We start from the raw sequence: 20,703 nt of genomic DNA, 5'->3' as shown, positions 1-20,703 counted from the left end.
CCTGCGTCGCGCCTACTTCGCCGCGACGACCATGATCTCGACATTGTATTGCGGCGCCGCGAGCTTGGCCTCGACGGTGGCGCGGGCCGGGGTGTTACCCTCCGAGACCCAGCCGTCCCACACCGCGTTCATCTCGGGGAACGTCTTCATGTCGGTGATGTAGATGGTCGCGCTGAGCAGCTTCGACTTGTCGGTGCCGGCCTTGGCGAGGTGGCCGTCGATGATCGACAGGATGTCCTTGGTCTGGTCGGTGACGCTGCCGCCCGCGGCCTTGCCGGCGACGACGCCGGCGAGATAGACGGTGTTGCCGTGCACGACGGCCTGGCTCATGCGCGGGCCGGTTTCGAAACGCTGAATGCTCATTTGGGTCTCCACTTGACTGGCGGGCATGTCTATAGCGTTTTCAAGCGAAGTCGCTACCGGTTCGCGTGAAGAAAACGCGTCAAGACAAGAGATCGAGAGGTTGGTTCTGATTTTGATCAGAGCCAGACCTCTAGCGCGTCACGGTGACCGCCGCCACTGCACAATTTGCAGCACCGCTCACGGAAATCGCGCGAAGAACGCCCAAATCGTGTCGGCGCCGTCGATGTCGCCGTTTTGGGGGCCGAGCAGCGTCGCCGCCAGTTTCGTAAAATGCGCGTCCGGGAAGTGGCCGGGCATGCGATGACCGCCGCCATTCACGCGGTAAAGCACGACGTCACATCCCTGCGGGCAGGCCGAGTCGATCCGCGTGACGGTCGATTGATCGGACGGATTGCGGTCGGGCAGATCGGTGGCTGCGGCGTCCCTGGTCTCGCAGCCATCGATGCGTCGCCAGAATTCCAGTGTGCGCTCGGTCGACCAGAACCCGTCGACTGCGAAGTAGCTGGTGCCGCGGCCGCCCCGATAGGGGATCAGCGGGTCGACGGTGCCGTTCATCAGCAGCATCGGTACTGGACGCGCGGGCCGGCAGGCTTGGGCTGACTCATCGGTCAGGTTCATGACGACGCTGGCCGCCGCGGCAAACAGGTCGGCGCGTTCGCAGGCCAGCGTCATGGCCATCGCGCCGCCGTTGGAGATGCCGGTGACATAGATGCGCCTGGGATCGGCAATGCCGTCGTCCACCAGCTTTGCGATCAACCGGGTGATGAAGGCGACGTCGTCGGTGCCCTTCGGCGGCGGATTGCTGGCGCGCCGCTGGTCCGGCCGGGAGTCGGCCCAGGCATGGTTCAACCCATCGGGATAGACCGCCGCAAAGCCGTCGCGCCTGGCGATCAACGGCCACGACGTCCGCGTGATCATGTCGGCACCGCTTTGGGTCTTGCCGTGCAGCACGATGACGAGCGGCGCCGGCTTCGCGGCCGGAGCCTGCAGCGTGAATGTTCGCGTCGTGCCGTTGATGACAAGCGAATCCGCAGCCGCCGGCCCACCGCTCAATGCAAGTGCGCCAGCCAAAACCAGTAAGCCGATTGGGCACCGCCGCATCGCCAAAGAAACCCGCCTTGCTGCGGCGATTGCAGCACGCCGGCGAGGCGGGTTCAACCGGTGTGGCTGGGGCGTGGCGCGAATCGAAGCGTGCTTAGATGGATCGAGGGCGGCTCTCAACGAACCAGATGGAAGGTGCCGCGGGAGAGTTGCGATGATCCGCAATACCAAACGCAAATATGCTTGCCCGGTCGAGTTCTCGATCGATCGGCTCGGCGGCAAATGGAAGACCGTGATCCTGAGCCGGCTGAAGGTCCGCCCGATGCGCTATGGCGAATTGCGTCGCGACATCCCACAGCTCAGCGACAAGGTGTTGACCGAGCGGCTGCGCGATCTCTGCAATTCAGGCTTCGTCAAGCAGGAGCGCGGTGGCGGCGCCTCGCGCTATTGCCTGACCAAACGCGGTGAGATGCTGAAGCCGGTGCTGCAGGCGCTGTCCGATTGGGGCGAGGCCAACGCCGGCACGTTCGGCGTCTGGTTTCTCGGTGCGGCGGCGGATTGGTTCCACTGTGTCATAAGGGTAGCGATGTGCAGCGGGACCACTTCGTCATTGCGAGCGAAGCGAGGCAATCCATCGCGCGGCATATGCGGAAGCATGGATTGCTTCGCCGCTCGCGCTCCTCGCAATGACGGAGCTACATATCGTCAAGGCCTCTCAGGATGAGCGACCAGATTCATGACGCAGTAAGATGCGGCTGCGTACTCATAAATCCGGTACGAGCATGCGGAAATGGCGGGGTCCGGATTGCCCTCAACAGCAGACGTCACCGACGCCTAAGTGAATGTCTGGCACGGGCCATAAGCGGTCATTGAGGAATAGGCAACGCTTCGAGCAGGGATGCTGACAGCCCTATGCAACAAAAGTTGAAGGAGCAAGCAGGAACTAAGTCAGTGGATACTGGGTCGGCAGTCCAGCACTATATTGGATCAATTTACTCGTGCGCGCCTTGGTGTCTTTGCCTTTCGCAACTATGTCACGTGCCGGGGGAGAACCACGCGCTAACTGGGAGCATATCGATGGACACTTGCACTGAGAAGCACCATGCGAACCACCCCCATCGCCATGGCCCGAACTGCGGGCACACGGCGGTTCGCCACGATGGCCATGTGGATTATCTTCACGATGGTCATCTCCACCATATGCACGAGGATCATGTGGACGAACATGTCGTTCCGATCAATGCCACAAATCCCGTGAACTGCACACCTCAGGTCCACTGCTCACACATTCACGGTCCAAACTGCGGACATGAACAGGTTCCGCATGGCGATCATACCGATTATCTCGTAGACGGTAGATTGCACCATCCGCACGGTGATCATTGCGATGATCATGGGCCGCTCGAGTTGGCCTGAACCCAGAAACTTCACATCCGGCGGCGCGTGTGGCCGCGATGGGTATCGAGAAGGTCCAGCTCATCTGATACGTGCGGCGGATCGCGCGTAGGCGAACCGAGCGTCGAGACGCCTCGGCTGGTAAAGAGGAAAGTTCTACGATCCGAACGAGGTCGGTCAGGCTCATGTGGGGCTCTGACCGACATCCGCCAGTCACAACTGAGGAAGACGTTAGTTCCTCTTGTTCGTACTTCCGACGGTCCCCGACGCCTGATTCTTGATTCCGGACTGCACAGCCTGTGCAAGTGCCAAATGTTGCTGCAGGATTGGCAATGCGCCAGCAACAACAGCTTCAACCGGCCGAGCTTGCGTTTGGCCCTCCTCGGATTTGAACTTCTGGATGACCTGCTCGTGGCCGTGGATCATGTGCTCCATATACTTCGTGTCAAATTCGGAGCCACTGATATTCTGAAGACTGGCCATCTCCCGTTCCGCCTGCTCGCTGGCTCCGCTCGGCAATTGGATACCGTTTTCCGTGGCAATGGCAGCGAGCTGACTCTCCAGTCCCATGTGATCCAGCACCATAAGGCGAGCATAGGCCCGAACGGCCGCGGCGTCCGCCTTCTTCTCCGCAGCAAGTCCGCCTTGGATCTCTGACTGGTTCACCTGGGACGCAAAATCAAGGAACTGCTTGTCGCTTTGGTTGATCGCAGAGGAACTCTGCTGGGCGACGGCCGGAGTTGCAATCAGCAACGGAACCGCGGCGAGTAAGAAAGCTGGACGCATGACGTGCTCCTTTCACTTGCCCCAGTTGGTGGGTAGAGGGAAGCCTGCGCCGGGATCGTGACCGCGTTCACCGCACTGCCGGGATGCTGGACCCTGCGGAAATCATCAGCGGATGATTGCATTGAGCGCGGCGGCCCTTGCTCATGGACCCTCCATTGCTCGGGATAGTGGAGGCCCTCAGCTCCGCCTAAACGAAATGCAGCAGGGCAATGGCAGTTCCAATAATCGCCGGAAAATCCGGTCGGGGCGGACAGACGAAGGCGGGCTTTCAACGCGCCTATTGCAAATCTCCCCGTATCGCGATCTCGACCGATCCTGCCTTAGCGCAACTAGCCTTCGTAGGTCAGGTTTGGGTCAAACTCGGAAGTCGGAGCGCGCGATCGCGACGTCTGCTTCACTACCGGCACCGGACCTTCAATAGCCAGCGCGGCACTTCCGAAAGGGGCCAACTCCGGCCTCATGCAACGCAGCAATAGCGCCTCATTTGATCGCCTTGCAGGGCATGGTCGAGCGCGACTTACTCGGGTAACCCTGCTTTCCGAAGACCCTCAATCAACAGCTTCAGGTTTCTTTGCCCACGCGCGACCCATGCGGAAATTGTAAAATCCGGATCGACCTCAAGCAGACGCGCGGCCGCCTCTCGTGCCTCAGCGTCACGCCCGAGATGGGCGAAGGCGGACGCGAGACAGCGGAAAGCTGGTGGGAAGGAGGGGTTCGGACGCAGCGCTTTCTTCCCTGCGACGACGGCATCGTCAAAGCGACCAAGCTCGATAAGGGCTTGCGCAGTCCCACAGAACATCAGGTGTAAACCCGGATCTACCGGGCTCATGCGCATGGCACGTTCAAAACTCCGGATCGCTTCTTCTGGTTGCCCCGCAACCCTATAGACCCATCCTCTGCTATTCCAGACGATAAACGAATTTGGGTTCAACGCGACCGCTCGGTCGACCATTTCCAACTCACTTTCACAATCGCCGACCATAAACGCCGAGATTAAGGCAGCCATTGCTAACGAGTCTGGATCACCCTCGTCGACACTTACGGCCAGGCGAAGAAGCCGAACGGCTTCCTTGCGCTCGAATTGAGGATCGTTGGCGTAGCCCAACGTGACGTTGAGTTGGTGACATACACCTTTCATAGCAGCGACCAGACCGAAACGGGGGTCCAACTCCAAAGCGCGGTGAGCCAGCCTTACCGCCTCCGCTATCCCTTCGCGGGTCGTTAGGTAATACTGTTGCCTGGCCCGGAGGTAAAAATCATATGCGTTGAGGTTCTCTGGTCGCCGCCGAGCTGCCATAGCCGTTTCCGTTTGAACCAATTTTGGTTGAATGGCTGAGACAACGGCGACCGTGACCTCGTCCTGGAGAGCAAAAATATCTGTCAAGTCCCTCTCGAACCGATCCGCCCAAACGTGCGCCCCCGTCACGGCATCGATCAATTGCCCGGTGATGCGGACTTTCCCCGATGCCCTCCGCACAGCCCCCTCAAGAACATACCGCACCCCGAGCCTACGCCCGACCTCTTTGATATCAACCGCGCGACCTTTGAAGGTAAAGCTCGAATTGCGAGCGATCACGAACAACGACTTGAACCGCGAGAGTGCGGTGATGATCTCCTCGACCATGCCATCGGCAAAATACTCCTGCTCGGGATCGCCCGACATGTTTTGAAAGGGCAGAACCGCGATGGAAGGCCTGTCGGGAGGCGGAAGCGGAAGCGGGTTAAAGGTCTCGCTGGGTTGGCTTGCCGTAGCCGAGGACGCGGCCAGACGCGCCGAATAGAGCCGCACCATTCGGTCGATGTTTTTCAGTGACCTCTCGCCGAGTTCATCGAACGCGAAGGGGGTTTTGCCTCTCACCTGCTCGAAGGCACTGCCGGACAGGTACACGCCGCCCGGCTCGCACTCGTTCTCGACCCGTGCTGCGACATTGACCCCGTCGCCGAAAATATCGTCGCCATCAATGATGATGTCGCCAATGTTTATCCCGACCCGGAACTGGATGCGCGGCCCAAGTCCTTCAGCCATTCGCTGCTTCATCCTTTCCTGAACCTCAACGGCGCAAGTCACGGCATCGACAGCACTGGCGAACTCAACCAGCATGCCATCGCCGGTAGTCTTGACGATCCGGCCGTGATGCTGGGCTATGGCGAGATCGACGACCTCGCGGCGATGGGCCTTCAAGGCGGCCAGCGTGCCGACCTCATCAGCTCCCATTAGGCGCGAGTAGCCAGCGACATCGGCTGCGAGGATGGCAGCAAGCCGGCGTTCGACATGCGCCTCGGCCATGTGATGCGCTCCGACCCAGCGTAATTGTGGGAGCAAGTCTATGCGTCGGAACCGGGCCGTGTCCACCGCGCAATGTCTGAGATGGGTCAAACTCGGAAGTCGGAACGCGCGATCGACGTCCGCTTCACTCCCGGCACCGGACTTTCAATAGCCAGCGCGGCACTTCCGAGAAGGGCCAGAAGCTGCCATGTTGCCGCAGGTAGGCTAAGCCGCCGATGGGCCATCTCTATTCAAGGATGCCCACCCGTTGGGCTTTGACGGCCGCGGCGTCACCGACGACGCCTATTGCCTGTCCCGCATCGTTTTCTCGATCTTTCCTTTCTCTGCGACTGATATCTCTGGCGGCCCCAGCTTCACTGTGAGCTTGCTGATCTTGCCGGTGAACTTGAATGGCACCTGGTAGTCCTGATCGTCCACCGGCGTGCCGGTGTCGAGGCCGACATTGAAGGTCTCGTCCCACGCGAGGCTGATGGGCAGACTGCGCGGCATCGGATGGCTGTCCATGACCTTGCCGTCCACGGTCAAGGTGCCGCTGCCGGCTTTGCCCAGGCCCGGGCCGTCGTACTTCCAGTCAAACACCAGCGTGTGCTTTCCCGGTGCCAGCGCCTCCTTGCTCTGCCACTTGACGCGCTCCAGTTGGATCAGATTCCAGGTGAACACCGGCCGCCCCTTCAGCAGGTAGAAGCCGTAGCCGGCGAAGCGGCCGCCGTCGGTCATCAGCATCCCCTCGGCACCGCCCTGGGGAATCTCGACCTCGGCCGTGATCACGTACGAGCGATTCAGCAGGCTGGGCGCGGAGCCGGTGTCGGGGAACGGCACATTGCTCAGCTCGCCCGCATAGCTGAAGACGGTCCGGCCGGGGGAGTAGCTCGGCTTTTCCGCAATGAACCTCGCCAGGCGAGTGTCGTCGAGCGGAAAGACCTGGTACTTCGCTGCTTCCATGGTGAACAGCTGCTGCATGTCGCGCAGCTTGTCCGGCATCTTGGCGGCGAGGTCGTTGGCCTGGGTCCAGTCGTCGTTGAGGTTGTAGAGCTGCCAGCGGAAACCGTTCATGACATCCTTGGGGGGCTCGGCCAACGTGATGTCCCAGGGCGACTGAATGGGAGGCGCCGAGGCGATCCAGCCATTGTCGTAGATTGCGCGAGTACCGAACATCTCGAAGTACTGCGTCGTCCGCCGGCCCGGCGCGTTCGCATTGGCCTTGTCCCAGGTGTACGCCATGCTCACGCCTTCGATCGGCTTTTGGGCCACGCCGTTGACCGTCACCGGCTGCGGAAGGCCTGCAGCCTCGAGGATCGTCGGAACGATGTCGATCACATGGTGGAACTGGTCGCGGATGCCGCCCGCGTCCTTGATCCGCGCGGGCCAGGCCATGGCCATGCCATTGCGGGTGCCGCCGAAATGCGAGGCCACCTCCTTGGTCCACTGGTACGGCGTGTCCCAGGCCCATGCCCACCCCACCGCGTAGTGCGGGTAGGTCTGGTCGGTGCCCCAGGCGTCGTAGAACTTCATGTTTTCTTGCACCGTCGGGTGCACGCCGTTCGCGATAGCAAACTCGCTGTACAGACCGTTGAGCGTGCCTTCAGGGCTCGCGCCATTGTCGCCGCTGACGTAGATGACGAGCGTGTTGTCGAGCTTGCCGATGTCCGCGATCGTTTGGATCACGCGACCGATCTGGTCATCCGTATAGGCCAGGTACGCCGCATAGACGTCGGCCTGGCGGATGTAGAGCTTCTTCGCTTCGGGCGAGAGCGTGTCCCACTCCGGAAGGTCTTTTGGCCAAGCCGTGAGCTGGGCGTTTTGTGGAATCACGCCCAACCGCTTCTGGTTAGCGAAGATTGTATCGCGCAGCTTGTTCCAGCCGTCGTCGAAGAGGTGCATTGCGCTGATCTTGTCGACCCATTCCTTGGTCGGATGGTGCGGCGAGTGCGTGCCGCCGGGCGCGTAGTAAATCATGAAAGGCCGGTCCGGCTGCACCTCGTTCAGCATCTTGACGCGCGCGATCGCCTCGTCGGCCATGGCGGTGATCAAGTTCCAGCCGGGATTGCCAAGGAAGGGCTCGATCGGCGTGGTGTTACGGAACAGGTTGTTCGGCTGCCACTGGCTGGTATCGTCACCGATGAAGCCATAATAATAGTCGAAACCCTTTACGGGGCCGGTCGGCCAGTTGTGGAACGGACCCGCTTGGCTTGCCTCCCATTGGGGCACGTTGTGGTCCTTGCCGTACCACGACGTGTCGTAGCCGTTTTGCCGGAGGATCTCGCCGATGGCGACGGCGTCACGGGGGATGACGCTGTTATAGCCGGGGTAGCCGGTCGCCTGGTCGACGACGACGCCGGTGGCGACTGAATGGTGGTTGCGGCCGGTGAGGAGCGCGGCCCGCGTCGGGGAGCAGAGCGCCGTGGTGTGAAATGCCGTGTAGCGCAGACCGGTTTGGGCGATGCGGTCCAGGGTTGGCGTCGGGATCACGCCGCCAAAGGTGGACGGCGCGGAAAAGCCGACGTCGTCGGTCATGATCAGAAGCACGTTGGGCGCGCCCTTTGGCGGCACGGTGAGCGCCGGCCAATACGGCTTCGACTGGGCGGCGTTGGGATCAATCTGGCCCTTGAAAGGCTGCGGCGGATTCGGCAGGTACCTGCCGTCGATGGTCGTTGTCACTCCGGGCGAACCAGGCGTGCCGGTCGTTTGCTGAGCGTGGGCGTTAAGGACTGTCAACGGCACCATTACGAGCGCGGCGAGCAGAGCGCGCGAACTGACTTGGCAATGCAGGTTCGAGACGCTCATCATCGGCTTCTCTCCAACTGATTGTTATGTTGGCTGAATGCGAGCATTTCCCGCGGGGCGGCAGGTGCTGGCCTCCTGTCGGCACTCCATGGTCAGTTATTGGTCTCGGCTACGTGAAATCGGTTCACACGTCGGGGTTGCTTATGCCGCTCCCCGACACGTTCGAAATGGGTCATACGCGCTGCCGTATCAGCTCTCTGGCGCCGACCGAGCTATCGGCAGCGTAACCGCGCCAGATGACGCTCCTTTGACATCATTGTCGGAGCATGTGGCTCGCGCCGAGTCTCCTATGGGTCACAAGGCGACATTCCTGGGGCGGGCCGCGTGCCCGCTTTACCATCGAAAGCGGACATTTCGAGTTTATGAGTACGCGCCCTGGAGCAAGATGAGAGTAAGCCGTGGCGGGACATTGCATTAATTCTGAATAATAGAAATGTATCCCTGAGTTGCCCGACGTGTCAAGTTGCTGGTCGAACGCAGGCCACCGCCGGCTACTTTGCATGGGGTTGTTTTCGATATTTTGGCAGTGCCCCCTGCGACGGTCCCACAACGAAGAACCTGCGGGGTTCCATCGACGCGTCCAAGGAAGCAGTATCCGCGCTGAAGGCGAAGGGCATGAGCTCGGCACAAGTTGTCGCCGTCAATCTCACCAACGGCGTCCAAATACTTTTCACCAAGACGGCCTGAGTAAATTCGGACTCAACAAGAAGACCCGCCGGTTCACGCCCGGCGGATCTCGACTAGCCCACCGCCTTCGCCGCCGCGCGCCCGGCGTTGCGGCCCGAGAACAGGCAGCCGCCGAGGAACGTTCCCTCCAGCGAGCGATAGCCGTGCACGCCGCCGCCGCCGAAGCCGGCGGCTTCGCCGGCCGCATAGAGCCCGCGGATGATCTGGCGATCCCTGCCGAACACGCGCGAATCGAGGTCGGTCTCGAAGCCGCCGAGCGTCTTGCGGGTCAGGATGTTGAGTTTCACCGCGATCAGCGGGCCGTGTTCGGGATCGAGGATGCGGTGCGGCTTGGCGGTGCGGATCAGCCGGTCGCCGATATAGCGCCGCGCATTGTGCAGGTTCATCACCTGCGCGTCCTTGACGTAGGGGTTGGCGAGCTCGCGGTCGCGTGCCTCGATCTGGGTCTTGATGGCGTCGAGCTGCAAGAGGTCATTGCCGGCGAGCTTGTTCATGGCGCCGACGAGATCGGCGAGATTGTCGCGCACGATGAAGTCGGCGCCGTGCTGCTTGAAGGCTTCCACCGGCGCCGGCGCGCCCTTGTTGGTCGCGCGCTTGATCGTCATGCGCCAGCTCTTGCCGGTGAGGTCGGGGTTCTGCTCCGAGCCCGACAGCGCGAACTCCTTCTTGATGATGCTCTGGGTCAGGATGAACCACGAATAGTCGTAGCCGGTGCCCATGATGTAGTGCAGCTGCCCGAGCGTGTCGGAGCCCGGGAACAGCGGTGCCGGCAGCCGCTTGCCCGTGGCGTCGAACCACAGCGACGACGGTCCCGGCAGAATCCGGATGCCGTGACGTGGCCAGATCGGGTTCCAGTTCTGGATGCCCTCGACATAGTGCCACATGCGGTCGCGGTTGATCAGCCGGCCGCCCGCCGCCTCGGTGATTCCGATCATGCGGCCGTCGACATGTTCGGGCACGCCGGAGATCATGAACTTCGGCGGTTCGCCGAGCCGCTTCGGCCAGTTCTGCCGCACCAGATCGTGATTGCCGCCGATGCCGCCGGAGGCGACGATCACCGCCTGTGCGCGCAGCGAAAAATCACCGACGACTTTGCGCGAGGAGCTCTTGCCGCGTTCGACATCAGATGGTTCCAGGATCGCGCCGCTCACGCCTTCGACGGTGCCGTTGCTGATGCTGAGTGCATCGACGCGATGGCGGAACTTGAACACCAGTTGTCCGCTTCTGGCGGCCTCGCGCGCGCGGCGCTCGAACGGCTCGACGATGCCGGGGCCGGTGCCCCAGGTGACGTGGAAGCGCGGCACCGAATTGCCATGGCCCATGGCGTCGTAACCACCGCGCTCGGCCCAGCCGACCACCGGGAAAATGCGGTGGCCCATCGCGCGCAGCCAGTTGCGCTTCTCGCCCGCGGCGAACGCGACATAGGCTTCGGCCCATTTGCGCGGCCAATGATCCTCCTCGCGATCGAAACCGGCAGTGCCCATCCAGTCCTGCAGCGCCAGTTCGACGGAATCCTTGATGCCGAGCCGGCGTTGTTCCGGCGAATCGACCAAGAACAACCCACCAAACGACCAGAAGGCCTGGCCGCCGATGCTCTGTTCCCCTTCCTGGTCGAGCACGATGACGCGCTTGCCCGCGTCGGCGATCTCGGTCGCAGCGACCAGACCGGCAAGTCCGGCGCCGATCACGATCACATCTGCATCGTCAGCCATTTTGATTTCCCCCGTCCCGCCGGAATTCAAGACCGCGTCGTTGTGCGCGGTCAACGTCAAATGGACCTTGCCTGTGGCGGCGAGGCATCAAGCGGTTGCGGCAAGCTGTTCCAGTTTGGGACCCTTTCCGCGCGCCACTGCAGCGTGCGCGCAACACCCAATTTGAATTTGTTTTGACCGGCCTCGCTCGTCTGGACAAAAATCCGCGGCCGCAACACGCTGACGATTGTCTTGCATCACAGACCAAACAGATTCGGTTTCGACTGGGGCTGGCCAAAATGAAGTTGATGACGGGGTTGCTCGCTGCGGTTCTCCTGCTGGCGGGAATGGGGGCGTCGCAAGCAGTGGTCAGGATCGCCGACGATCGCGGCGGCAAGATCGGCATCTATGTCGACAAGTATCAGGACCTGCGCACATCCGGCGAAACCGTGATCATCGACGGGCTATGCGCCTCGGCCTGCACCATCGTGCTCGGCAAGGTCCCGCATGACCGGATCTGTGTGACCTCACACGCCAGTCTCGGCTTCCATGCCGCCTGGGATTACGGCGACAACGGCCGCCCGGTCCCCAATCCCGAAGCCACCCATATGCTGTACCTGATGTACCCGCCGGCGGTCCGCAAATGGATCGCGGACCGCGGTGGCCTGACCCGGCACATGATCTTCCTTCGCGGCAAGCAACTGCAGGCGCTGTACAAACCGTGTTACCTCAACGCCCAGGCCTCGGCGCCGAAGCCCGCCGAGCCCGCGCGCTGAGCCCGATCGGAGAGCGTCCTCTCTCGTCATGGCCGGCCGACCGGGCAATGACGAGGTCAGCGCCGGGCAGCACCTCGCTATCATTTGACGGTCTGCGATGGCCATTGCGCTTGCTGCCCGCCGGAACCCGGCTTATCTCAACCGCATGGTTCAGCCGATCTCCACCCGATCCGAGCTCGTGACGGCTCCCCAGGGCCGGGTGGCATCTGCGATCCTGTGGGGCGCTGCCGGGATCGGCGGATTGGCCTTGCTCGCCGCCGCCGCGCTCTGGTTCCACTACGGGACCGCGGTGTTTTTCGAAATGATCACGGCCGGCATCTCCGCCTGCTTCTGACAAGGACGCCCTCGCATCATGCCCCGGACCACGCGCCCATTGGTGATCTTCGCCGCCTTCGCGGGCAGTCTGGCGGTCGGCCTGTTTCTTATGCTGTGGGCGGTCGGCGGCTTGCGCACCGTCGCCGCGCCAGCCGCGATCGGCGGGCCGTTCCAGCTCACCGACCAGTCCGGCCAGATCGTCACCGACAAGAACCTGCAGGGCAAGCCGACGCTGATCTTCTTCGGCTTCACCCATTGCCCGGACATTTGCCCGACCTCGCTGTTCGAGATCTCGGAGGTTCTGAAGGCGATGGGCAAGGACGCCGACCGCGTGAATGCCTATTTCGTCTCGGTCGACCCGGAACGCGACACCGCCGCGGCGATGAAGGACTACCTTTCGAGCTTCGATCCGCACCTCAAGGGCCTGACCGGCGATCCCGCCGCGATCGCCAAGGTGCTGTCGAGCTACCGGGTCTACGCCAAGAAGGTGCCGTTGAAGGACGGCGACTACACGATGGATCACACCGCGCTGATCTATCTGATGGACCGCGACGGCCATTTCGTCGCGCCGTTCAATCTGAAACGGACGCCGGAAGAGGCGGCGACCGATCTCAAACGGTATCTCTAACCGCTGATCCGGTTCGGAATTAACCCAATCGGCGCTCGCATCACGGGCCGGATGGTCTATAAGCCGTTCAATTTCCTGATTTTGCCGGTTATGCCAAATCCGCCTGCCCAGCCTTTTGCCGTCCGCCCGCGCCAGCTTCGCCTGGCCGCGGCAATGATGGCGGCCGTCGTGCTGGTGATGGCGGGGTCAGCGGTCGCACAGACGCCCCCGGCACCGGCGGCGCCCAAGGCGGCTCCTGCACCGGCTCAACCCGCCAGGCCTGCCCCTGCACAAGCGGTGCCCGCGACACCTCCGGCAGCGGCCGCCCCGTCGGCCCCGAACCAGCCGCCCAAGGCCGCCGAGGCCGCGCCGCAGGCGGTGCCGGGCTTCTGGGACCCGCGGCGGCGGCCGGATCGGCCCGACTTGTCGCGCCTCACCGTGATCCGCTTCCTGACCGAGACCGACTATCCGCCGTTCAACTTCACCGGTCCGGACGGCAATCCCGCCGGCTTCAATGTCGACCTGGCGCGCTCGCTCTGCGACGAGATCAAGGTCACCTGCACCATCCAGATGCGCCGCTTCGAGACCCTGATCGATGCGCTGGCGACCAACCGGGGCGATGCCATCATCGCGTCGATGGCCGTGACGCCGCAGCTGCGCGCCAAGGTCGATTTCACCGATCCCTATTACCGCGCGCCGGCGCGCTTCGTGTCGCGCCGCGACAATGTGATGCCGGAAATCCGCCCGGAATATCTCGAGGGCAAGAAGGTCGGCGTCATCGCCGGCACCTCGCACGAGGCCTATCTCAAGGCGATGTTCACCGACGCCGAGATCCATTCCTATCCGGATAACGACGCGCTGCGCGCGGCGCTGCGCCGCGGCGAGGTCGACTTCATCTTCGGCGATGCGATCTCGCTCGCGTTCTGGATCAATGGCACCGATTCAGCCGAATGCTGCGCGTTCTCCGGCGGCCCCTTTGTCGAGAGCCGCTATTTCGGCGAGGGCGTCGGCATCGCCGTGCGCAAGGGCAACGATCTGCTCCGGCAGTCGCTGAACTGGGCGCTGTTCCGGATCTGGGAAAAAGGCCGCTTCACCGATCTGTGGCTGCGCTATTTCTCGATCAGCCCGTTCTGAATTCGTCATTCCGGGTTCGATGCTGCGCATCGCCCCGGAATGACGAAAAACGTCCCGCCGTTTTGCATTTTTCCGCGAAAGCGTTAGTTTTCGCGGCCTTTTTTGGAGAAAGCCTGAAGAAATGTCCGTGATTGATCTTGCTGCCAGCCCGAGCGACCTGCGGGCGCTCGCCGAACAATCCAACGCCTGGCCGTTCGAGCAGGCGAAAGCGATTGTGGCGCGGCTGAAGAAAAATCCGAAGGACGAGGTGCTGTTCGAAACCGGCTACGGCCCCTCGGGCCTGCCGCATATCGGCACCTTCGGCGAGGTCGCGCGCACCACGATGGTGCGCCATGCCTTCCGCGTGCTCACCGAGGACAAGATCAAGACGCGCCTGCTCGCCTTCTCCGACGACATGGACGGCCTGCGCAAGGTGCCGGACAACGTGCCGAACAAGGAATTGCTGGCGCAGCATCTCGGCAAGCCGCTGACCAAGGTGCCCGATCCGTTCGGCACCCATCCGAGCTTCGGCCAGCACAACAACGCGCGGCTGCGCGCCTTCCTCGATCAGTTCGGCTTCGACTACGAATTCGCGAGCTCGACCGAGTATTACACCTCCGGCCGGTTCGATGCCGCGCTGCTTCGGATGCTGGAGCGGATCGAGAAGGTGATGGCGATCATGCTGCCGTCGCTGCGCGAGGAGCGCGCTGCGAGCTACTCGCCGTTCCTGCCGATCTGTCCGCGCACCGGCCTCGTGCTTTACGTGCCCGTGACGGCACACGACGCCAAGGCCGGCACCATCTCCTACGAAGATCCCGACACCAAGGAGAGCGTCACCGTTCCCGTCACCGGCGGCCGCTGCAAGCTGCAATGGAAGCCGGACTGGGCGATGCGCTGGTATGCGCTCGGCGTCGACTATGAAATGGCCGGCAAGGACCTGATCGATTCGGTGAAGTTGTCCGCCAAGATCTGTTCGGCGCTCGGCGGCACCCCGCCCGAGGGCTTCAACTACGAGCTGTTCCTCGACGAGAAGGGCCAGAAGATCTCGAAGTCGAAGGGCAACGGGCTCACCATCGACGAATGGCTGCGCTACGCCTCGCCGGAATCGCTGTCGCTGTTCATGTATCGCGAGCCGAAGGCGGCGAAGCGGCTCTATTTCGACGTCATCCCGCGCAATGTCGACGACTATCAGCAGTTCCTCGACGGCTTCACGCGGCAGGAGGCGCGGCAGCAGCTGCAAAATCCGGTCTGGCACATCCATTCCGGCAAGCCGCCGCAGGCCGACATGCCCGTCACCTTCCAGCTCTTGCTGACGCTGGTGTCGTCGTCGAATGCGGAGAACGCCGAGACGCTGTGGGGTTTCATCGGCCGCTATCGTCCGGGCGTGACGCCGCAGACCCATCCGAAGCTCGATGCGATGGTCGGCTATGCCATCAACTATTATCGCGACTTCGTGGCGCCGACCAAGCAGTTCCGCGAGCCCACCGAAGGTGAGCGCGCCGCGCTGCAGGATCTGCGCGATGCGCTTGCCAACATGCCGGCCGACGCGACCGCGGAAGACATCCAGAACGTAGTCTACGAGATCGGCCGCCGCGAGCCGTTCCTCGACATGGTCAAGAAGGGCAAGGACGGCCGTCCCGGCGTCTCGCTCGACTGGTTCAACATGCTCTATCAGGTGCTGCTCGGCCAGGAGAAGGGCCCGCGCTTCGGCTCCTTCGTCGCGGTCTACGGCGTGCAGAACGCCGTCAACATGATCGACGGCGCGCTGGCGCGGTCGTCTTAGTTCGATGGACTCTGACTGTGTCGTCCCTGCGAAAACAGGGACGACAGGGGTGTTTGCGGCGACAAGGCCGCAAAATCCGGATGGCTGGCCAGCGGCATTATCAGCGGAGGCCGCGGCCGGATTGCGCTACACTCGCTCCATAAAATCAGCACGGCCTCCGCCGCGAGGCCGGCACAGATGGGAGCACGCGCATGCAGTTCAGGGTTTCGCCGACATCGCTGCAGGACAGTTCCAGCGCCGAGGAATGGCAGGCGCGGGTCGATCTCGCAGCCGCGCATCGGCTCGCCTATATCCACGGCTTTTCGGAAGGCATCTTCAACCATCTCACCTTCGTGGTGCCCGGCCGCACCGACCGCTACTATCAGATCCCGTTCGGCATGCATTGGTCGGAGGTGACCGCGTCGTCCTTCATGGAGGTCGGCATCGACGATGCCGAAGTGAAGCGCGGCGAGGGTGAGGTCGAGCGCTCCTGCTATTGCATCCATGCGCCGATCCACAAGGCGCTGCCGCAGGCCAAGGCGGTGTTCCAAACCCATATGCCGTATGCGAGCGCGCTGACGCGGCTCGAGGATCCGCGCATCAAGGAGATCGGCCAGACCGAGGTCGGGCTGTCGGAGGCGATCGCCTATGACGATCTCTACACCGGACCGGCGCTGGATCCCGAGGAAGGCGCGCGGCTCGCCAGGGTGATCGGCAACAAGACCATCCTGTTCATGGCCAACCATGGCATCTCGACCGTCGGCGAGACCGTCGCCGACGCCTATGACCGGCTCTATTACATCGAGCGCGCCGCGCAGGTGCAGATCTATGCGATGTGGACCCAGCAGCCGCTGAAGCAATTGCCGCAGCATGTGGTGGAGAAGACCAAGCGCGATTTCCGCGACGACCATCTCTACAACGGCCCGAGCCCGGCGCAGCGGCATTTCGATGCGCTGAAGCGGATGCTGGACCGCAAGGAGCCGGACTACGCGACGTAATTCGTGTCAAACTCCACCGTCGTCCCTGCGAAAGCAGGGACCCATTACCACCGCTCGTAAATGTCGGGTACGCTGTTGCCACAGCGCGCTCAACAACTCGATATCGTAGTTGTGGATCCCGGGTCGCGCTTCGCTTGCCCGGGACGACGCCGGTTTTGTGGTTTCCGTTTCGTCGAATTACTGGCTCGCCCACACGACGCGTGCGATCCATGCGACTTCCTCGGCATCGAGCATGCGGTCGGGATGCTCCGGATTGAGCGATGCGAGTTCCAGCACCTTGCCGGTGCGTCGCTTCAATTCCTTCACCATCACCTCGCCGCCGGTGGTGCGCACCACGACGCGGTCGCCGCGGCGGATCGCGGTCGCGGGTGACACCACGATGATGTCACCTTCGCGATAGGCCGGCTTCATCGAGTCGCCCTCGATCTCCAGCGCATAGGCGTGTTCGTCGGTGGTCGCCGGCAGCGCCACTTCATCCCAGCCCTTGCCGGCGGGAAAGCCGCTGTCGTCGAAATAGCCGCCGGCGCCGGCCTGCGCGAAGCCGAGCAACGGCACCGACTGGCCGGCGCGCGGGCCATCACCGAGCAACTGCACGAAGGTCTCCATGCTGGCATTGCTCGCGGCCAGCGCCTTGGAAAGCGATTCGGTCGACGGCCATCGCTCGCGCCCGTCGCCGGTCACGCGCTTGGACTTGTTGAAGGTGGTGGGGTCGAGACCTGACTGCTTGGCAAGGCCGGACGGTGACAGGCCGGCGCGTTCGGCGAGCCGGTCGAGCGCGGCCCAGACCTGCGCGTGGGTCAGCGGTCGGGCGGCTTTGGACTGTTTGGCCATCGAGGACACCCCGGATGGTAGGAATTATTACCTGAAACCTCGCGTTTCCGCAAATCTGCCGTCGGATGTGTCCCGGCACCGCTTGAGTTGCGTCGCTGCCGCCGATACGGTCCCTCGCTCGCCATATGGCGTCCGGGGCATTTCCCCTCAAATCCGGATAAAACCCCAAGAGACTCAAGGACAAAAGGGAAGGCCGGGCCGTGCCTATGATCTACAAAATCACCCCCGCTTCGGCCTGGCGCGAGGCCGAGCGGCAGGGCGTCTACCGGGGCAGTGCGGACGACCATCGCGATGGCTTCATCCATTTTTCCACCGCCTCCCAGGTCGCCGAGACCGCGCGCAAGCACTATCACGGGCAAACCGGACTGTTCCTGGTCGCGGTCGATGCCGATGTGCTCGGCGATGCCTTGCGCTGGGAACGCTCCCGCAATGACGAATTGTTCCCGCATCTCTATGGCGAACTCGACCTCGGCGCGGTCACCGAAATCCTCAGCCTTCGGGCGCGCTCCGACGGCGGCCACGACGTTCCGGAGCTGAAGCCGTGATCCGTGCCTTCGACGCCTTCTCGCTGCCGCTGCTGCGCTGGTTCGATCCTGAAGATGCCCATCGCATGGCGATCCAGGGCTTGAAGCTGCTGCCGCCGATCCGGCAGCGGGCGGATGATCCCAAGCTCGCGGTGCGTGCCTTCGGGCTGAACTTTCCGAACCCGATCGGCATGGCGGCGGGGTTCGACAAGAGCGCCGAGGTGCCCGACGCGCTGCTGCGGCTTGGTTTCGGCTTTGTCGAGATCGGCTCGGTGACGCCGAAGCCGCAAGCCGGCAACCCGCGTCCACGGCTGTATCGCCTCGAGCGCGACGAGGCCGTCATCAATCGCATGGGCTTCAACAATGACGGCGCGGAAGCCGTGCTGCGCCGGCTCGCCGCGCGCGCCAGCGGCGGCGGCATCATCGGGGTCAATGTCGGGGCCAACAAGGATTCGACCGACCGCGTTGCCGATTATGTGAAGCTGATCGAGACCTTTGCCCCGGTCGCGAGCTATTTCACCGTCAACGTCTCCTCGCCGAATACGCCGGGCCTGCGCAATCTGCAGCAATCGGCGGCGCTCGACGATCTGCTGGCACGGGTGATCGATACCCGCGAGCGGGTGCGCAAGAATGCCGGCGATTCGCCGGTGCTGCTGAAGATCGCGCCGGATCTGAGCCTCACCGAACTCGACGATGTCGTGCACATCGCCCGCTCGCGGCGCGTCGATGGCATGATCGTCGCCAACACCACGCTGGCGCGTCCCTCGACCTTGCGCGAGGAGAACCGGGCCAGGGAGCAGGGTGGCCTGTCGGGCCGTCCGCTGTTCCGCCTCTCGACGCGGATGGTCGCCGAGACCTATGTCCGCGTCGAAGGTGCATTTCCGTTGATCGGCGTCGGCGGCATCGATAGCGGCGGCGCCGCGCTGACCAAGATCCGCGCCGGGGCCAGCCTGATCCAGCTCTATTCCTCGCTGGTCTACAAGGGCATCGGCCTGGTCGACGACATCAAGCGCGACCTGTCCTCGACCTTGCTGCGCACCGGCCGCGACTCGCTGTCGGAAATCGTCGGCGCCGATGCTGCGACCATCACGGCCGAGGATTGGCCGGTCAGGTAGCCGTTCTTACCTCGCCCCCGCTTGCGGGGCCGTTCAGAACGCCGAAGCAAAACTTCGGCTATGCGCATCGCAGATGCAATCCGGATGAGGGGGACTCTCCGCGGATCAAGTTCTTACCGCCTTCTTGGAAACAGCCCCTCACCCCAGCCCTCTCCCCGCAAGGGCGGGGCGAGGGAGCAGAGCATCGCTTCGCTGCATCCGGGCGACAGAGCTACGCAGTCTTGAACGTTTTCCTAAACTGCGCCGGATAGCGCAGGCCCTGCAGGCCGCCGCGCGCGACGTAGAAGCCGAGCAGCGCGATCCACAGCCCGGTGTTGCCGAATGCGCTGAGCGCCCACCAGGCGGCGAGGAAGATCGCGAGCGAGGCCAGCATCAAATTGCGCATCTCGCGTGCCCAGGTCGCCCCGACATAGATGCCGTCGAAGCCGAAGGCGAATACGCCGGGCAGAGGTGCCAGGATCACGAACACCAGGAACTCGCGCGCATAGCGGCGCACGTCCTCGCTTGTCGTCATCAGGTTGATCAGCGCCGGTCCGAACAGCGCGAACAGCACCGAGACGACCAGCGCAAAGCCGACACCCCACAGCAGCACCAGCCGGGTCGAATCGGCAAAGCCGCGTGCGTCGCGCGCGCCGAAAGCGCGTCCGCAGAGCTGCTGGGCGGCGTTGGCGAGGCCGTCGAGGAAGAAGGCGCTCACCAGCAGGAAATTGTTCAGCACCGAGTTCGCCGCCAGCGTGACGTCGCCTTCGCGCGCGCCCTTCGCGGTGAAGAACAGGAACACGACGATCAGCGCCGCGGTGCGGACCATGATGTCGCGATTGACGGCCAGCATGCGCATCAGCTTGGCGCGGTCGAACAGCGTGGCCGCAGGAACGGCAAAGCCTGTTTGCGAGATCCGCCACGCCACCACGATGCCGACGGCGAAACCGGTCGTCTCGGCAAGCACGGCGGCGATCGCGGCACCGGCGATGCCGGCGCCGTAGATCTGCACCAGCAGCACGGTTGCGGCCATGTTAATCAGGTTGATCACGATCTGCAGCGCCAGCGCCAGATTGGCGCGCGCCTGCCCGACCAGCCAGCCAAGGATGACGTAGTTGGCGAGCGCCAGCGGCGCCGACCAGATCCGGATCATGAAATAGCTCTTGGCCGCGCGCGTGACGCCTTCGCTGCCGCCCATCAGCTGGAATGTGACCGCGGCGAGCGGCACCTGCAGCGCGATCAGTGCGACGCCGATCAGGCCGGCGATGATGAAGCCGCGCACCAGGATCGCGGCATATTCCTGCGGCTCGCCGGCGCCCTGCGCCTGCGCGGTGAAGGCCAGCGTGCTCATGCGCAGGAAGGCGAACAGCCAGAACAGGCAGTCGAAGATCACTGAGGCCATCGCCACCCCGCCGAGCAGCGCGGCGTCGTCGAGGCGGCCGATCGCGGTGGTCGAGACGATGCCGATCAGCGGCGTGGTCAGGTTGGCGACCATCGCGGGACCGGCGATGGCGAACACCTGGCGGGTCGTGATCTTTGGGTGGATGGGTGCGTGCATGGCTACAGTTGCAAGGAATATGCGCTTCTATCGCGACATCCGTCGCGCGACCATGCTGGAATTGTACTCAGAGCAATGCGGTGGCGGAGGG

The 20,703-nt window shown here is 63.2% G+C and carries 17 protein-coding genes; 9 read left to right on the top strand and 8 right to left on the bottom strand.

The features are described 5' to 3' along the window. Positions 1 to 12: 12 nt before the first annotated feature. Positions 13 to 363, bottom strand: coding sequence for a RidA family protein (locus ACVW1C_RS16030; RefSeq protein ID WP_028339041.1), 351 nt, complete (start codon positions 361 to 363; stop codon positions 13 to 15). 177 nt (positions 364 to 540) lie between these two features. Beyond that, the gene (locus ACVW1C_RS16025; protein ID WP_456763097.1) at positions 541 to 1,464 is read right to left on the bottom strand and encodes an alpha/beta hydrolase family esterase; all 924 of its coding nucleotides are present in this window, start codon (positions 1,462 to 1,464) and stop codon (positions 541 to 543) included. A 154-nt stretch (positions 1,465 to 1,618) separates the two neighbouring features. On the opposite strand from ACVW1C_RS16025, the gene ACVW1C_RS16020 reads away from it, so the two are divergent. Further along, on the top strand, positions 1,619 to 2,128 hold the full coding sequence (locus ACVW1C_RS16020; protein ID WP_456759244.1) for a winged helix-turn-helix transcriptional regulator: 510 nt from the start codon (positions 1,619 to 1,621) through the stop codon (positions 2,126 to 2,128). A 902-nt stretch (positions 2,129 to 3,030) separates the two neighbouring features. Here the strand turns inward: ACVW1C_RS16020 and ACVW1C_RS16015 are convergent. The 4 genes from ACVW1C_RS16015 to ACVW1C_RS16000 all read right to left on the bottom strand — a co-directional run bounded on the left by ACVW1C_RS16015 (position 3,031) and on the right by ACVW1C_RS16000 (position 11,055). Further along, complete coding sequence (locus tag ACVW1C_RS16015) at positions 3,031 to 3,585, bottom strand: DUF4142 domain-containing protein (RefSeq protein WP_456759243.1); 555 nt, start codon at positions 3,583 to 3,585, stop codon at positions 3,031 to 3,033. A gap of 517 nt (positions 3,586 to 4,102) precedes the next feature. Beyond that, entirely contained in the window at positions 4,103 to 5,872 is a 1,770-nt protein-coding gene (locus tag ACVW1C_RS16010; protein WP_456759242.1) for an adenylate/guanylate cyclase domain-containing protein, read from the bottom strand. A 282-nt stretch (positions 5,873 to 6,154) separates the two neighbouring features. Next, positions 6,155 to 8,659, bottom strand: a complete 2,505-nt coding sequence (locus ACVW1C_RS16005; protein WP_456759241.1) for an arylsulfatase — start codon at positions 8,657 to 8,659, stop codon at positions 6,155 to 6,157. Positions 8,660 to 9,396: 737 nt separating this feature from the next. Continuing rightward, entirely contained in the window at positions 9,397 to 11,055 is a 1,659-nt protein-coding gene (locus tag ACVW1C_RS16000; protein WP_456759240.1) for an FAD-binding dehydrogenase, read from the bottom strand. Between the two features lie 278 nt (positions 11,056 to 11,333). Between ACVW1C_RS16000 and ACVW1C_RS15995 the strand changes: the two genes are divergently transcribed. The 6 genes from ACVW1C_RS15995 (at position 11,334) to ACVW1C_RS15970 (ending at position 16,605) form a co-directional block, all read left to right on the top strand. Continuing rightward, positions 11,334 to 11,810, top strand: coding sequence for a hypothetical protein (locus ACVW1C_RS15995; protein ID WP_176528803.1), 477 nt, complete (start codon positions 11,334 to 11,336; stop codon positions 11,808 to 11,810). A gap of 97 nt (positions 11,811 to 11,907) precedes the next feature. Continuing rightward, complete coding sequence (locus ACVW1C_RS15990; RefSeq protein WP_456759239.1) at positions 11,908 to 12,144, top strand: hypothetical protein; 237 nt, start codon at positions 11,908 to 11,910, stop codon at positions 12,142 to 12,144. 18 nt (positions 12,145 to 12,162) lie between these two features. Beyond that, on the top strand, positions 12,163 to 12,753 hold the full coding sequence (locus ACVW1C_RS15985; protein WP_456759238.1) for an SCO family protein: 591 nt from the start codon (positions 12,163 to 12,165) through the stop codon (positions 12,751 to 12,753). Positions 12,754 to 12,909: 156 nt separating this feature from the next. Continuing rightward, positions 12,910 to 13,866, top strand: coding sequence for a transporter substrate-binding domain-containing protein (locus ACVW1C_RS15980; RefSeq protein WP_456763096.1), 957 nt, complete (start codon positions 12,910 to 12,912; stop codon positions 13,864 to 13,866). A gap of 121 nt (positions 13,867 to 13,987) precedes the next feature. Next, positions 13,988 to 15,628, top strand: a complete 1,641-nt coding sequence (locus ACVW1C_RS15975) for a lysine--tRNA ligase (protein WP_456759237.1) — start codon at positions 13,988 to 13,990, stop codon at positions 15,626 to 15,628. 191 nt (positions 15,629 to 15,819) lie between these two features. After that, positions 15,820 to 16,605: a class II aldolase/adducin family protein gene (locus tag ACVW1C_RS15970; protein WP_456759236.1), complete on the top strand. Its 786-nt coding sequence runs from the start codon at positions 15,820 to 15,822 to the stop codon at positions 16,603 to 16,605. 177 nt (positions 16,606 to 16,782) lie between these two features. Here ACVW1C_RS15970 and ACVW1C_RS15965 read toward each other — a convergent pair whose 3' ends face one another. Next, positions 16,783 to 17,436: a S24 family peptidase gene (locus ACVW1C_RS15965; RefSeq protein WP_092119263.1), complete on the bottom strand. Its 654-nt coding sequence runs from the start codon at positions 17,434 to 17,436 to the stop codon at positions 16,783 to 16,785. Between the two features lie 200 nt (positions 17,437 to 17,636). Here ACVW1C_RS15965 and ACVW1C_RS15960 point away from each other — a divergent pair, with 200 nt between their 5' ends. Both ACVW1C_RS15960 and ACVW1C_RS15955 read left to right on the top strand, forming a co-directional pair. Continuing rightward, complete coding sequence (locus ACVW1C_RS15960) at positions 17,637 to 17,981, top strand: DUF952 domain-containing protein (protein WP_456759235.1); 345 nt, start codon at positions 17,637 to 17,639, stop codon at positions 17,979 to 17,981. Further along, the gene (locus tag ACVW1C_RS15955; RefSeq protein ID WP_456759234.1) at positions 17,978 to 19,075 is read left to right on the top strand and encodes a quinone-dependent dihydroorotate dehydrogenase; all 1,098 of its coding nucleotides are present in this window, start codon (positions 17,978 to 17,980) and stop codon (positions 19,073 to 19,075) included. Before ACVW1C_RS15960 ends, ACVW1C_RS15955 begins: the two co-directional genes overlap by 4 nt. Before the next feature lie 211 nt (positions 19,076 to 19,286). Here ACVW1C_RS15955 and ACVW1C_RS15950 read toward each other — a convergent pair whose 3' ends face one another. Beyond that, entirely contained in the window at positions 19,287 to 20,612 is a 1,326-nt protein-coding gene (locus tag ACVW1C_RS15950; RefSeq protein WP_456759233.1) for an MATE family efflux transporter, read from the bottom strand. Positions 20,613 to 20,703 lie beyond the last annotated feature (91 nt).

The sequence above is a fragment of the Bradyrhizobium sp. USDA 4011 genome (assembly GCF_054063415.1).
Note: the sequence above shows the minus strand (reverse complement) of the source record. Positions and strands in the feature narration are given on the sequence as shown.

What these genes read in the sequence shown, in the direction of transcription:
- ACVW1C_RS15970 (WP_456759236.1), top strand. Translation starts at nt 15,820, where the DNA reads ATGCAGTTCAGGGTTTCGCCGACATCGCTGCAGGACAGTTCCAGCGCC.
- ACVW1C_RS15985 (WP_456759238.1), top strand. Translation starts at nt 12,163, where the DNA reads ATGCCCCGGACCACGCGCCCATTGGTGATCTTCGCCGCCTTCGCGGGC.
- ACVW1C_RS16020 (WP_456759244.1), top strand. Translation starts at nt 1,619, where the DNA reads ATGATCCGCAATACCAAACGCAAATATGCTTGCCCGGTCGAGTTCTCG.
- ACVW1C_RS15980 (WP_456763096.1), top strand. Translation starts at nt 12,910, where the DNA reads ATGGCGGCCGTCGTGCTGGTGATGGCGGGGTCAGCGGTCGCACAGACG.
- ACVW1C_RS16000 (WP_456759240.1), bottom strand. Translation starts at nt 11,055, where the DNA reads ATGGCTGACGATGCAGATGTGATCGTGATCGGCGCCGGACTTGCCGGT.
- ACVW1C_RS16030 (WP_028339041.1), bottom strand. Translation starts at nt 363, where the DNA reads ATGAGCATTCAGCGTTTCGAAACCGGCCCGCGCATGAGCCAGGCCGTC.
- ACVW1C_RS15990 (WP_456759239.1), top strand. Translation starts at nt 11,908, where the DNA reads ATGGCCATTGCGCTTGCTGCCCGCCGGAACCCGGCTTATCTCAACCGC.
- ACVW1C_RS15975 (WP_456759237.1), top strand. Translation starts at nt 13,988, where the DNA reads ATGTCCGTGATTGATCTTGCTGCCAGCCCGAGCGACCTGCGGGCGCTC.
- ACVW1C_RS16025 (WP_456763097.1), bottom strand. Translation starts at nt 1,464, where the DNA reads ATGCGGCGGTGCCCAATCGGCTTACTGGTTTTGGCTGGCGCACTTGCA.
- ACVW1C_RS15965 (WP_092119263.1), bottom strand. Translation starts at nt 17,436, where the DNA reads ATGGCCAAACAGTCCAAAGCCGCCCGACCGCTGACCCACGCGCAGGTC.
- ACVW1C_RS15995 (WP_176528803.1), top strand. Translation starts at nt 11,334, where the DNA reads ATGAAGTTGATGACGGGGTTGCTCGCTGCGGTTCTCCTGCTGGCGGGA.
- ACVW1C_RS16015 (WP_456759243.1), bottom strand. Translation starts at nt 3,585, where the DNA reads ATGCGTCCAGCTTTCTTACTCGCCGCGGTTCCGTTGCTGATTGCAACT.
- ACVW1C_RS16005 (WP_456759241.1), bottom strand. Translation starts at nt 8,659, where the DNA reads ATGATGAGCGTCTCGAACCTGCATTGCCAAGTCAGTTCGCGCGCTCTG.
- ACVW1C_RS15950 (WP_456759233.1), bottom strand. Translation starts at nt 20,612, where the DNA reads ATGCACGCACCCATCCACCCAAAGATCACGACCCGCCAGGTGTTCGCC.
- ACVW1C_RS16010 (WP_456759242.1), bottom strand. Translation starts at nt 5,872, where the DNA reads ATGGCCGAGGCGCATGTCGAACGCCGGCTTGCTGCCATCCTCGCAGCC.